The sequence below is a fragment of the Kitasatospora sp. NPDC022856 genome (genome assembly GCF_055561235.1).
The window spans coordinates 211,464-224,440 of sequence record NZ_JBVHHE010000008.1; the positions used below are offsets into that span (position 1 = coordinate 211,464).

Below are 12,977 nucleotides of genomic sequence, written 5' to 3' on the forward strand. Positions count from 1 at the left end.
CATTCTACGGCCGGGGCGGACGGCGGATTAATCCGCGGCGCCGGCCCGGATCAGGCCCGCCTCGTAGGCGAGGACGACGGCCTGGACCCGGTCGCGCAGGCCGAGCTTGGCCAGGATCCGGCCGACGTGGGTCTTCACGGTGGCCTCGGACAGGACCAGCCGGGCGGCGATCTCACCGTTCGAGAGGCCCTGGGCGACCAGCAGGAACACCTCGCGCTCGCGCTCGGTTAGCGGGCCCAGGGTGTCCGGTCCCGGCGTGCTCGCCGCGGTGGGCAGCACCTCGGCGAAGCGGTCGATCATGCGGCGGGTGGTGGTCGGCGCGACCACCGCGTCGCCGCCGTGCACCGCGCGGATCGCGGCCACCAGCTCGGTCGGCGGCACGTCCTTGAGCAGGAACCCGCTGGCCCCGGCCTTGAGCGCGGCGAAGGCGTACTCGTCCAGGTCGAAGGTGGTGAGGATGAGCACGTGCGGCGCGTTCGGCAGCGGGCTGCCGTCCTCGGCGAGGCAGATCCGGCGGGTGGTCTGCACCCCGTCCAGGCGGGGCATCCGGACGTCCATCAGGATCACGTCCACCTGCGTGTGCCGCAGCCGCTCCAGGGCCTGCGCGCCGTCGCCGGCCTCGGCGACGATCTCGATGTCGCCCTGGGACTGCAGGATCATCCGGAAGCCGGTGCGCAGCAGCTCCTGGTCGTCGACGAGCATCACGCGGATGGTCAAGGTGGCTCCTAGTTCGTGGGCGGCAACGGGGTCAGTGTGCTGCCTTGAGGGGCAGGACGGCGCGGATCCGGAAGCCGCCGCCGGGGCGCGGCCCGACGTCGAGGCTGCCACTGACCATGCCGACCCGCTCGCGCATGCCGATCAGGCCGTGCCCCTGGCCGTCCGTCCCGCCGGCGGCGAGCTGCTCGTCCGTCGAGCCGCGGCCGTCGTCCTCGATCAGGACGGCCAGCTCGCGCTCGCCGAAGTCGACCGCGACCCGGGCGTGCACATCGGGGCCGCCGTGCTTGCGGACGTTGGTCAGTGCTTCCTGGACGATCCGGTAGACGGTCAGCTCGACGCCGCGCGGCAGTTCGCGCGGGTCGCCGGAGGTGGCGAAGTCCACCTGGAGGCCGGCCGTGCGGACCTGGTCCAGCAGCTCGGGCAGCTCCTCGACGCCGGGCTGCGGCACGTACTCCTCGGCGGTGTCCGCGGTGCGCAGCACACCCAGCAGCCGGCGCATCTCGACGAGCGCCTGGCGTCCGGTGGAGGCGATCGTGCCCAGCGCCTCCCTGGCCTGCTGGGGCGAGTTGTCCAGCACGTAGGCGGCGCCGTCGGCCTGGACGATCATGACGGAGACGTTGTGCGCGACCACGTCGTGCAGCTCGCGGGCGATCCGGGCGCGCTCGGCGGCGACCGCCACCTTGGCCTGGGCGTCGCGCTCGCGCTCCAGCCGGGCGGCGCGGTCCTCCAGCTCGACCAGGTAGGCGCGGCGCACCCGGGTGAGCCGGCCCCAGGCCCAGCAGAGGATGAACGGGCTGCTCATCGCCGCGGTGAGCAGCAGGAACTCGCCCAGGCTGTACGAGCGCTGCTGGGCGTCGCCGTTCGGGTCGATCACGGTCTTGCTGAGGTGGAGCTGCCAGTACGTCAGCGGTCCGGCCGCCAGCCCGGCGGCCAGGGCCAGCCGGGAGATCCAGGCGGAGCCGAAGGCGGCGCCGGTGTAGGCGAAGACCAGGTACCCGATGCTGGAGCCGGCGGGCAGGATGCCCAGCGTGATCTGACCGATCCCCAGCGCGGTGGCGGCGGCCACGGTGGCGTCGGGGTGGCGGCGCCGGAAGACCATCAGCAGCGGGATGAGCAGGGCGATGACGAACTGGGCGGGGGCCCGCCAGGCGCTGTTGTCGCCGCCGTCCGGCAGGAGCCCCAGGAACAGCACGATCGCCGCCCAGGCGGAGTCGACCACCATGGGGTGACGGCGGAGCCAGGCGTTGAGTCGTTGCACGTCTCAAGCGTAGGCAGTCGCGGAGCGTGGTCAGGTCCGCCGGGAGGGCGATCCGTCCTACTCCCTAGGTCGGAGAAGCCCGGACTCCGGTTGGGAGGGGAACCCCGGCGCCGGTAGCGTCCCGCCGCATGACTTGGATGCGGTGGCGGCCCGCCATGGAAGAGGCCCTCTACGCCCCCGTCGGCGGCTTCTACCGCAGGCCGGAGGGGCCGGCCGGGCACTTCCGCACCTCGGTGCACGCCTCCCCGCTGTTCGCCCGCGCGGTGGCCCGGCTGCTGCTGGACGTGGACGCGGCCCTCGGCCGTCCGGAGGAGCTGGCCTTCGTGGACGTCGGGGCGGGCCGCGGCGAGCTGCTGACCGGTGTGCTGGCCGAGCTGCCGGACGGCGTGCTGGCCCGGCTGCGGCCGTACGGGGTGGAGATCGCGGCGGACCGCCCGGCGGGACTGCCGTCCACAGCCCTGTGGACGGACGAGGTGCCGCGCGGCGTCAGCGGGCTGCTGTTCGCCAACGAGTGGCTGGACAACGTGCCGCTGGACCTCGGCGAGGTGGACGAGGACGGGGTGCTGCGCTACGTCGAGGTGGACACCGCGACCGGCGAGGAGCGGCTCGGGTCCGCGGTGGACGCGGCCGACGCCGCCTGGGCCGCGCGCTGGTGGCCGGCCCCCGAGCCGGGGGACGTCGTGGAGTTCGGCGCCCCGCGCGACGCCGTCTGGGCCTCGGCCGTCGCCGGGCTGGAGCGCGGTCTCGCGGTCGCGGCGGACTACGGGCACACCGCCGCGAGCCGCCCGCCCCTCCCCACCCTGACCGGGTTCCGGGCGGGCCGGGAGGTGCGCCCGGTGCCGGACGGCTCCTGCGACCTCACCGCGCACGTGGCGCTGGACGCGGTGGCCGCGCCCGCCGTCCACAGCCTGTGGACAACGCAGCGCGAGGCGCTGCGGGCGCTCGGCGTGAGCGGTGCCCGACCGCCGCTGGCGCTGGCGTCCACCGACCCGGCGGCCTACCTGCGGGCGCTCGGCGGCGCCGGGGAGGCCGCCGAGCTGACCGACCCGGCGGGCCTGGGCGCGTTCGGCTGGCTCGCCCAGGCCGTCCGCATGCCGGTACCGGAGACCCTCGCCGGCCTCGGGGGATGGCAGACTCTCGGGTCATGAGGGAGACCACGGTCGGCATCGGGGCGGGAGCCGAGAACTTCACCGGCGCGGCGGGCAGCACCGACATGGTGCTCAACATCGGCCCGCAGCACCCGGCGACCCACGGTGTGCTGCGGCTGAAGCTGGTGCTGGACGGCGAGCGGATCGTCACCGCGGAGCCGGTGATCGGCTACATGCACCGCGGCGCGGAGAAGCTCTTCGAGGCCCGTGACTACCGGCAGATCATCATGCTGGCCAACCGGCACGACTGGCTCTCCGCGTTCGCCAACGAGCTGGGCGTGGTGCTCGGCGTCGAGCGGATGCTCGGCATGGAGGTGCCCGAGCGCGCGGTCTGGATCCGCACCCTGCTCGCGGAGCTGAACCGCGTCCTCAACCACCTGATGTTCCTCGGCTCCTACCCGCTGGAGCTGGGCGGGATCACCCCGATCTTCCACGCCTTCACCGGCCGTGAGGACCTCCAGCACGTGCTGGAGGAGGCCTCCGGCGGCCGGATGCACTACATGTTCAACCGGGTCGGCGGCCTCAAGGAGGACCTGCCGGCCGGCTGGCTCGGCCGGGTCCGGGCGGCGATCGCCACCGTCCGCTCGCAGCTGCCGGTCTTCGAGGACCTCGTCCTCGGCAACGAGATCTTCCGGGCCCGCACCGCCGGCGTCGGCGTGCTCAGCCGGGCGCACGCCGAGGCGTACGGGGTCAGCGGCCCGATCGCGCGTGCCAGCGGGCTCGACTTCGACCTGCGCCGTGACGAGCCCTACCTGGCGTACGGCTCGGACGAGCTGCGCGCGGTGCTGACCGTGGTCACCCGTGAGGAGGGCGACTGCCTGGCCCGGTTCGAGTGCCTGCTGGAGCAGACCGTCAACGCGCTGGACCTCGCGGACGCCTGCCTGGACAAGCTCGCCACGCTGGCGCCCGGCCCGGTCAACCTGCGGCTGCCCAAGGTGCTGAAGGCCCCCGAGGGCAGCACCTACGCCTGGACGGAGAACCCGCTCGGCGTCAACGGCTACTACCTGGTCTCGCGCGGCGACAAGACGCCGTGGCGGCTGAAGCTGCGCTCGGCGTCCTTCAACAACATCCAGGCGCTCACCGAACTGCTGCCCGGCACCCTGGTCGCCGACATGGTGGCCATCCTGGGCTCGATGTTCTTCGTCGTCGGCGACATCGACAAGTAGGCGGCATCGACACGTGGCGGTGGGGCGCCGGGCGGCGGCGAGGGCGTACCGGCGGGCTACTTCTTGCGGCTCGGCTTCCGGCCCGGGTCGGCCGGGTGCGGCGCCACCTTGCGGTCGCCCTTGGTGGCGATCCGCTGCTCGCAGAGGCCGGCCAGCACCTCGTACCCGGCCTTGCCCATCAGCTCGGTGAGCTCGGGGCGGTAGCTGATGTACACCGGGTCCGGGCCGGTGTGCGCGTCCGGGCTGCCGGTGCACCACCAGTGCAGGTCGTGGCCGCCCGGGCCCCAGCCGCGGCGGTCGTACTCGCCGATGGTGACCTGGAGGTAGCGGGTGTCGTCCGGGCGGTCGATCCAGTCGTAGGTGCGCCGCACCGGGAGCTGCCAGCAGACGTCCGGCTTGGTCTCCAGCGGCTCCTTGCCCTCCTTGAGGGCGAGGGTGTGCAGCGCGCAGCCGGCGCCGCCGGCGAAGCCGGGGCTGTTCAGGAAGAGGCAGGCGCCGTTGACCCGGCGGGTCTGCCGGTCGCCGTCCTCGTCGAACATGGTGATGCCGCCGTCGAGCCGGATCCGGCCCTTGGCGTCGGTGCCGTGCGCGTGGTTCTCCCAGATCTCGGGCGTCAGCCGGGCCGCGTGGCCGGCCACGCGCCGCTCGTCGTCCTCGTCCGAGTAGTGCGCGCCGAGCGTGCAGCAGCCGTCCGACTCGCCGCGGCCCTCGCGGATGCCCTGGCAGCCCCGGCCGAAGATGCACGTCCAGCGGGAGGTCAGCCAGGTGAGGTCGCAGCGGAAGACCTGCTCCTCGTCGGCCGGGTCGGCGAATTCGACCCAGGCCCGGGGGAAGTCGAGCGGGACCTCGGGGCGCGGGGCGTCGAGCGGGGCCTCGACGCGCAGGGTCGGCATCGCGAGGTCGACCGGGGTCGCGCCGGCCTTGGTCTTCTTCTTGGAGGTCTCTGCTGCTGCCACCCGGCAAGGGTAGAGCCTTCACGGCGGTGCGAACCGCCTGCGGGCGGGGCATTTGCGGTGGTTTCGCCGAGCGGCGGCGGTCGGAGCCGCCGTCGGGCGAGGTGAAGGCGGGGTGAAGAGGTCTCCGGCGCGCTGCGGCCCGGACCGGCCGCCCCTCTAGGATGGCGGCCGGTCCGCTACGGGGAGGTACGGGGATGGCGAGCGGCAGTGGCAACGGCGATGCCGGAGGCGGCACCTTCGCCCTCAAACCGTGGGAACTGCACGGTGAGGGGCGCGAGTTCGAAAAGATCTCGGAGGACTTCGGGAAGGCCGCCAGCACCTTGGAGCAGTCGCTCGCGGCGCTCGGCAGCCCGTGGGGGCAGGACCGGCCGGGCAGCGGATTCGCCGCCGCCTACAAGGACGCGCGCGGCGGTCTGCTCGGCGGTCTGCGCGGGCTGGCCGGGCAGCTGGGGCAGGTCGGCTCGGGGCTGCACACCATGGCCGAGCGGACCGTCGACGCGGAGACCGCGGCGGCCGCCGGCTTCGGCGGCGCGGCGGGGCAGGGCGGGCCGGTGACGCCCGCGGCAACCCCGGGGGCCCGTACGACCGTCCCCAAGGACAGGTCGGCCTGACGGCCGGGGCCGTCCGCCGGACGCGGACCGCGGGTGACGCGGTCCGTGCGCGGCGGTCGGCACCCCGTGTTCCGTCGCCGCCGTGCTCCGCCACGCCGTGGCCCGCACGTCGTGGCCCGCACACCGAAGTCCGCACGCCGCGGTCCGTACGTCGAAGTCCGTACGTCGAAGGGGGAAGCGCATGTCCCGCAAGCTGCCCGAGGAGCTGGCACCGCTGCTGGCCAGGACCGGCCACCAGTGGCCGCAGGCCGACGAGGACGGGCTGCGCAGGGCGGCCGGCCTCTGGCGCGACTTCGGCGTCGAGGCCGAGCGCCTCGGCAAGCGCGGCGGGGACTCCGCCAAGCGCGTCACCGGGGAGAACTCCGGCCGCGCGGTGGACGCCTTCGGCGAGTACTGGCGGGCGTTCAGCGGCCGCGGCACCGGCCACCTGGACGACGCGCACAGCGCCACGATCCTGGTGGCCGGCGCCTTCGACAAGGCCGCCCGGGCCGTCGACAGCTGCAAGGCCGACCTCGTCGCCACCCTCACCGAGCTGGCCGCCGAGCTGAAGAAGGCCGAGGAGCAGGCGGCCCGGGCCAAGGCGGCCGCGGCCGAGGTCGCCACCGCCACCCGCGGCGACGGAGCGGCGCCCGGCGGGGTCTTCGGCGGGCTGCGGCAGGGCCTCGGCGCGGTGGCGGCCGGGGTGCGCGACGCTGCCACCGAACACGTCGCCGAAGCGGTGGCGGCCGCCGCCGTCGAGTCCGCCGGGCTGAAGATCGGCGGCCTGCTGGACGAGCTCGGCCGGGCGATGAAGGACGGGCTGGACGGCACGCTCGAGGAGCCCGCCGTGGTCGCGCTGCTGCGCCTCGCGCCGGGCGGCGTCCCGGGGGTGCGTCCGGCGTCGTTCGCCGGCGGGGCCTTCGACCCGGTCGCCGCCGGGCTGCCCGCCGTGCTCGGCGAGCCGGGCGTGCTGGGCGCGGACGGCGCGGGCCTGGCGGTGGTGCTCGGTCAGGACGGCCGGCCCGTGGTCGGCGTGCCGGGGCTGGCGGTCAAGCTCGACGAGGCCGGCCGACCGGTGCTCGACGAGCACGGAGACCCGGTCATCGTCCGGGCCGACGGCACGACGGTGACGGACCCGAGCGGGCTGCTCGTCGTCCAGGGCCCGGACGGCAAGCCGGTGGTGGGGGTCGAGGACCTCGCCGTGAAGGTGGACGAGCAGGGGCGGCCGGTGCTGGGCAGGGACGGCCTGCCGGTGCTGACCGACAAGGACGGCAAGGAGGTCCGCGGCATACCGCTGACCGACCCCGCGGCGGGCCGCGGGAACGGCCACGGACTGGACGGCAAACCGGGCGGGCCGCTCGCCGACGGGCCGGGCGCGGTGCTGCCGGGCGCACCCGGGGCGCCCGGCGTCCCCGGGGCCGGCACACCCGGGGCCGGGCCGGACGGCGTGGTCGTGATGGACGGCGCCGGCCGCCCCGGCCCGGGCGGTCCGGGGGAGCACCCGGACCGGACCCCGGACGGGGGCGGTACGGGGCCGCTGCGGACCGGTTCGGCCGGCGGGGACCGGACGCCGGACGGCCCGGGCCGTCCGGCCGCCCCGGCACAGTTCGCCAGTGGTGGCGGCGGCGACGGTGGTGGCGGTGGTGGCGGTGGTGGCGCGGTCGGCTACGGCGGCCGGGCCGACGACGACTACCACCTGCCGCCCGCCCACCCCGGGGGTGGCGGCGGCGCGCCCGTGACCGTACGGACCGACTCGGTGCTCGCGCCGCCCGCACCGCAGGCCCCCACCGCGCCCTCGCACCTCGGCGCGCCGGACGTGCCGTCGGGCGGCGGACCCGCCCAGGGCGGCCCGCACGGCACCTCCTACGGCGCCCAGTTCACCGTTCCGGTGGCCGCCGGGCCGACCGGCCCCGGTCCGCTGGCCGGCCCGTCCGGCGGTTCCTACCCGGGCCCGGTGGCGGCCGGGCACGGTCCGGCGCCGTTCGGCAGCGGGGTCGGCGCCGGACCGCCCGCCGCCGGGGGCGCCCCCGGCGCCGTCCCGGCCGGGCCCGTGGGCGCGGTCGGCCCGGTCGTCGTCCCCGGCCCGGGCACCCCGGCGGCCGGGGCCCCGGGCGCGTCCGGCCACCCCGGCGCCCCCGCCTCCGGACAGCAGGCGCCCGCCGAGGGCCGGCCGGGCGCCGGGGCGGGCGCGGGCGCCCCGCGGGGGGCCACCGGCACCCCGCACCCGGTCACCGCGCCCGGCCCGGTGACCGTCCTGCCGCCGTCGGCCCCGCCGGTCGCCGGCCCCGGCCGCCCCGAGGAACACCCGGAGGACCACCGCCGGCGCCCCGGCGGCTCCCCGGCCGAGGGCGGGGACGGCCTGGCCTGGGCCGCCGTCCCGGTCGCCACCGCGCACGCCCTGGCGCTCCAGCTGGCCCGGCGCGCCCTGCGGGGCGGCGCCGAGGAGGAGTTCCAGGCGCGCCTGCGGACCATCGCCGACAGCCGCCCCTACGGACTGCCCGGCGGCCTGGCCCCGGTCGACCCGGAGCACCAGCGCGAGGTCGAGCGCCGGGCGCCCCGGGACGCGGCCGGTCTGCCCGTCCGCCACCCCGACCCGGCGGCCGGCGGCTGGACGGAGGTGGTCAACGCCGACGGCCCGCACGCCCCGGGCCGGGCGAACAACAGCCTGGAGATCGCGCTGTCCGCCGTCGACACCTTCACCGGCCGCCCGACCTGCGCCGCGCCCCGGATCCCCACCGAGGGCGACGCGGGGGAGCGCGGCGGCCGGGACCGTGCCGAACGCGAACTCGGCGCGCCCTTCCGCGACCTCGGCGACGGCGGCCCGGCCTTCGGCCGTCTCACCGGCGAACTGCGGCGGGCCGGCCACGGCGCCCAGGCCGTGCTGCTCACCCTGGACGGCTTCGGTCGTCCGCACGCCTGGAACGCCGTCAACCACCGGGACACCGTGACCTACCTCGACCACCAGGTCGGCCGCCGGGGGGCCGAGCCGCTGCACGACGCCGCCCACGGCCTCTGGGCGATCGCCCTCGACCCGGACGGGTGCCCGCTCGACCTCGCCGCGCGCCGTCCGGAGCCGGCGACGAGCGGCGCCCGGTGACCGCCGTCCTGAGCCGTCCCGAGCCGGCGGCTGCCGCCGGCCGGCGGCAGCCGCCGGGCGCCGCGTCGGGGCCGCTGACCGGCGGTGCCCGGTGACCCTCCGTCCGCCCCTCTCCGCCCGCGCGCCCCTCCCGGCCCGCGTCCATGCAAGGAGCACCACCCTGTGACCACCCGCGCGCAGGCGGTCGAGGCCGCCCACCGCTGGATCAACGGCGAGCTGCCGAGGGCCTCCGCCGACGGCTCGACCGGGAGCCGGCGGGTGCACTCGCACGAGTTCGACCTCGGCTGGGTGGTCTGGGCGGAGCCCTCGCCGGTGGGGGTCGACCCGCTGACGGGGGAGCGGCGCGCACCCGAGGAGGTGGGGGCGGCCTGTGCGGTGGTGGACCGGATCACCGGGCGGTTCACCGTCTGGCCGTCCGTACCGGTGGACGAGGTGACCGCGCTCTACCGGGACTTCGTGGGCGCCGGCGCCCACGACCCGGCCCGGCCGCCGGCCACCGGCCGGGGCACCCGGGCCGAGCTGACCTACCGTGACGACCTCGGCGAGGTCCGCTCGCTGGCGCTGCGCTCGGCGCCCGGGCTGCCGCACCCGGCGCTGCGCGGCTGGTGGTGGCTGCGCGAGCGGGGCGTCCGCCCGGAGGACGTGCTGGCCGTCCGCACCGACCTGCGGCTGAGCGCGCTGCCCGGCGGCTACTGCGCGTACGCGCTGGCCGCCGAGCTGCCGGGCGCCCGGGTGGAGGCCGAGCTGTCCTACGGACCGCGCTTCGACCACCGGGCGGCGGCCGTCCGCGCGCTCCCGGCCGAGCCCGGCGGACCGGTCCGCAACCGGGTGCCCTTCCCGCGCGGCGGCCCGGCCCCGGCCGCCGGAGCGGACGACGGGCTCGCGGCGCTGCTGGTGGAACGCTTCGGCGCCGGCGGCGTCCGGCGGTTCGACCCGGCCGACGTCGCCCGGGCCGACCTGCCGGAGGCCACCGCCCGGGTACTGCTGACGGTCGGTGTGCCCGTCGCGGTCGAGGGCTTCTTCGCGCTGCACCACCCGCGGCCGGACGCCATCGCCGACGGCACCCGGCCCGGTACGGTGCTGCCGCCGCTCGCCGACCACCTGGCGCAGACCGGCCGCGGCACCCGGGTGGCCGAGCGGGAGCGCCTCGCACTGGCCCCGCAACTGCTGCTCGGGACGGACGGCTGGGCGCTGATCGCCCTGGACACCGCCTGCGGCGCCGTCCGGGCCGTCGACCCCGACTACGCCACCGCCCGGCACTGCAACGCCGGGCCGGCGGCCTTCGTCCGCAGCCTGGCCCTGTTCGCCGGGTGGCTGCCCGGTCTGCCCGGGCTGGACCCGCGCGCCGCCGGCACCGCCGTCGCCGAGCTGCAGCGCGCTCTGGCGGCGATCGACCCGACGGTCTTCGACGACCCGGAGAACTGGTGGGCCGTCATCGTCGAGCAGCTGTGGGACGGTCTGCTGTGACGCCGGGGCGGCGCGTCCGGGTGACCCGCGGTGCGCCGCCGCCGGGCCGGAGCGGGCGGCGGGCGCACGCTGGAGGCGACCGCCGGCACGGTCAGGTTGTCGGACCGGTTCGCTGATCCCCCGCCGACGCGTCGACGATGTCCCGGACGCCCGGCACCCCGCCGGACACCCGCGTCCGCCCGGTGTCCGAACCAGAGCTGGAGCCCGAGCCGTGACCGCCTCGCCCCGCACCGCCCACGCGGCCGTCCTCGCCGCCCTCGCGGTGCTGGCCGGCGGCTGCGCCCCCGCCCCCGAGCTCCGCGCCCGTCCGGTCGCGGCCGAGCGGAGCTGCGACGCCCCGACGGTGATCGGCCACCGGGGCGCCCCGCTCGACGCCCCCGAGAACACCATGGGCTCCTTCGAGACGGCCCTCGACCAGGGCGCCGACTGGCTGGAGACCGACGTCCAGACCACCCGGGACGGCGTGCCGGTCCTGATGCACGACCCCACCGTGGACCGCACCACCGACGGCCACGGCGCCGTCGCGGACCTGACCGCCGCTCAGGTCGCCGAGCTGCGGGTGACCGTCGGCCCCGGCCCGGCCGAGGCCGTGCCGACGCTGGAGCACCTGCTGAAGCGGCTCGCCGGCAGCCCCGTGACGCTGCTGATGGAGATCAAGTGGCAGCGGGCCGAGGACGTCGCCCGGATCGCCCGGACCGCCGCCGGCAGCGGCGCCCGGGTCTACCTGTACTCGTTCTCCGCCGAGCACCTGCGCCAGGCCCACGCCGCCGCCCCCGCCCTGCCGGTCGTCCTCATCCAGGGCGCCTCGCTCGCCGACGACCCCGGTGACCTGCCGCTGCACGGCATCGCCCTGGAGGGGGCGCTGGCCACCGCCGACCGGATCGCCGCCGAGCGCGCGGCCGGCCGCGAGGTCTACGTCTGGACGCTGGACGACGAGGCGTCCTGGCAGCTGATGACCGACCGGGACGCCGACGGCCTGATCACCAACGCCCCCGGCCGGGCCCGCCGTTGGGCCGACGCCGGCTGCCGCACCCTCCACCCGGCCGCGCCGCGGGGCACCCACGGGCCCTGAGCCGGCGCCGCTGGTCCGGACCAAGTCACCGGGCCCGGACCGCCGGACCAGCACGAATACCGACGCGCCAGGTCTGTCCGGAGGCGGGATCGCGTAGCGTGAAGGGCTATGCGACTCGGTGTTCTCGACGTAGGTTCCAACACGGTCCACTTCCTCGTGGTGGACGCGCACCCCGGTGCCGCCCCCGTCCCCGCCTACTCCCACAAGGCGGAGCTGCGGCTCGCCGAACTCCTCGACGACCGGGGCGCGATAAGTGAGCCCGGGGTGGCGAAGCTGGTCGGCATGGTCGCCTCCTCGCTGCGGGTCGCCGAGGACAAGGGCGTGCTCGACATCCTGCCGTTCGCCACCTCCGCCGTCCGGGAGGCCGCCAACGGCGAGGAGGTGCTGCGCCGGGTCGCCGAGGAGACCGGGGTCGAACTGCGGGTGCTCTCCGGGCAGGACGAGGCGCGGCTCACCTTCCTCGCCGTCCGCCGCTGGTTCGGCTGGTCCTCCGGCCGGCTGCTCAACCTGGACATCGGCGGTGGCTCGCTGGAGATCGCCTGCGGGCTGGACGAGCAGCCCGACGTGGCCTGTTCGCTGCCGCTGGGCGCCGGCCGGCTCACCGGCCGCTGGCTGCCCGGGGACGTCGCCGACCCGGAGGGCCTGCGCGAGCTCAGACGCCACATCCGGGCCGAGATGGCCACCGTCGTCGGCGAGATCGCCCGGCTGGGCTCCCCCGACCACGCGGTCGCCACCTCCAAGACCTTCAAGCAGCTCGCCCGGATGACCGGCGCGGCCCCCGCCGACGCCGGCCCGTACGCCGACCGCCGGCTGACCCGCAGCAACCTCTCCGCCTGGCTGCCCCGGCTCTCCGCGATGACCGTCGCCGAGCGGGCGCAGATCCCCGGTGTCTCCGAGGGCCGCGCCAAGCAACTGCTGGCCGGCGCCCTGGTCGCCGACGCCGCGATGGACCTCTTCGGCCTGGACGAGCTCGACATCTGCCCGTGGGCGCTGCGCGAGGGCATCATCCTGCGCCGCCTGGACACCATGGACGGCGCGGTCGACCGCCGCCGGCCCGCGCTCGCCACCTGAGGGGCGGTCCGGCCGGCCCGCGCCGGGAGGGCCGCTCCCCGTTCCGGGCGCGGTCCGCTTACGCTGTCTCCCGTGGCGCAACCAGCGGACGAGGACGGGACGCGGGAGGGCCGCGCTCCCGGGGACGGGCAGCCGCGGCCGGACACCCCGCGCCGCACGGACCCGCCGCCGGCGGCCGCCGGCGGCGAGCCGGCCGGGACCGGCGGTGCCGGACGGGCCCGCAAGCTGGGCAAGGCCGTGAAGGGCGCGAAGAGCGCGCGGAGTGCCAAGGGCGCGAAGAGCGCCGGGGCGGCCGGGGCGTCTGAGGATTCTGGTACTTCTGGGGCGGCGGCCGCGGCGAAGTCCGCCCGGGCGGCCCGGAAGGCCACCGGCGGAGCGGTGAAGAAGGCGGCGAAGAAGGCCGCCAAGAAGGCGGCGAAGAAGGCCCCCGAGCAG

10 protein-coding genes are annotated in these 12,977 nt (G+C 76.8%); 7 read left to right on the forward strand and 3 right to left on the reverse strand.

All coding sequences use genetic code 11. From position 1 onward, the window contains the following. Window positions 1–27: 27 nt before the first annotated feature. Together ACZ34W_RS12625 and ACZ34W_RS12630 are read right to left on the reverse strand one after the other, a co-directional pair. On the reverse strand, window positions 28–717 hold the full coding sequence (locus ACZ34W_RS12625) for a response regulator transcription factor (protein WP_329488334.1): 690 nt from the start codon (window positions 715–717) through the stop codon (window positions 28–30). A 31-nt stretch (window positions 718–748) separates the two neighbouring features. Beyond that, window positions 749–1,975, reverse strand: a complete 1,227-nt coding sequence (locus tag ACZ34W_RS12630; protein WP_465603568.1) for a sensor histidine kinase — start codon at window positions 1,973–1,975, stop codon at window positions 749–751. Window positions 1,976–2,103: 128 nt separating this feature from the next. On the opposite strand from ACZ34W_RS12630, the gene ACZ34W_RS12635 reads away from it, so the two are divergent. After that, window positions 2,104–3,123: an SAM-dependent methyltransferase gene (locus ACZ34W_RS12635; protein ID WP_465603570.1), complete on the forward strand. Its 1,020-nt coding sequence runs from the start codon at window positions 2,104–2,106 to the stop codon at window positions 3,121–3,123. Continuing rightward, complete coding sequence (locus tag ACZ34W_RS12640; protein WP_329488331.1) at window positions 3,120–4,289, forward strand: NADH-quinone oxidoreductase subunit D; 1,170 nt, start codon at window positions 3,120–3,122, stop codon at window positions 4,287–4,289. Before ACZ34W_RS12635 ends, ACZ34W_RS12640 begins: the two co-directional genes overlap by 4 nt. A gap of 56 nt (window positions 4,290–4,345) precedes the next feature. Here ACZ34W_RS12640 and ACZ34W_RS12645 read toward each other — a convergent pair whose 3' ends face one another. Then, window positions 4,346–5,182, reverse strand: a complete 837-nt coding sequence (locus tag ACZ34W_RS12645; RefSeq protein ID WP_465603645.1) for a DUF3109 family protein — start codon at window positions 5,180–5,182, stop codon at window positions 4,346–4,348. Between the two features lie 257 nt (window positions 5,183–5,439). Between ACZ34W_RS12645 and ACZ34W_RS12650 the strand changes: the two genes are divergently transcribed. From ACZ34W_RS12650 to ACZ34W_RS12670, 5 genes are all read left to right on the forward strand, one after another. Next, window positions 5,440–5,856 carry a hypothetical protein gene (locus tag ACZ34W_RS12650; RefSeq protein WP_329488330.1) on the forward strand — a complete coding sequence of 139 codons (417 nt, stop codon included), beginning with the start codon at window positions 5,440–5,442 and terminating at the stop codon, window positions 5,854–5,856. Window positions 5,857–6,037: 181 nt separating this feature from the next. Beyond that, a complete protein-coding gene (locus tag ACZ34W_RS12655) occupies window positions 6,038–8,932 on the forward strand; it encodes a toxin glutamine deamidase domain-containing protein (protein ID WP_465603573.1) in 2,895 nt (964 codons plus the stop codon). 162 nt (window positions 8,933–9,094) lie between these two features. Next, a complete protein-coding gene (locus ACZ34W_RS12660; protein ID WP_465603575.1) occupies window positions 9,095–10,399 on the forward strand; it encodes an SUKH-4 family immunity protein in 1,305 nt (434 codons plus the stop codon). Window positions 10,400–10,610: 211 nt separating this feature from the next. After that, window positions 10,611–11,471: a glycerophosphodiester phosphodiesterase gene (locus tag ACZ34W_RS12665; RefSeq protein ID WP_465603577.1), complete on the forward strand. Its 861-nt coding sequence runs from the start codon at window positions 10,611–10,613 to the stop codon at window positions 11,469–11,471. Between the two features lie 108 nt (window positions 11,472–11,579). Further along, window positions 11,580–12,542, forward strand: coding sequence for a Ppx/GppA family phosphatase (locus ACZ34W_RS12670; RefSeq protein WP_329488325.1), 963 nt, complete (start codon window positions 11,580–11,582; stop codon window positions 12,540–12,542). Window positions 12,543–12,977 lie beyond the last annotated feature (435 nt).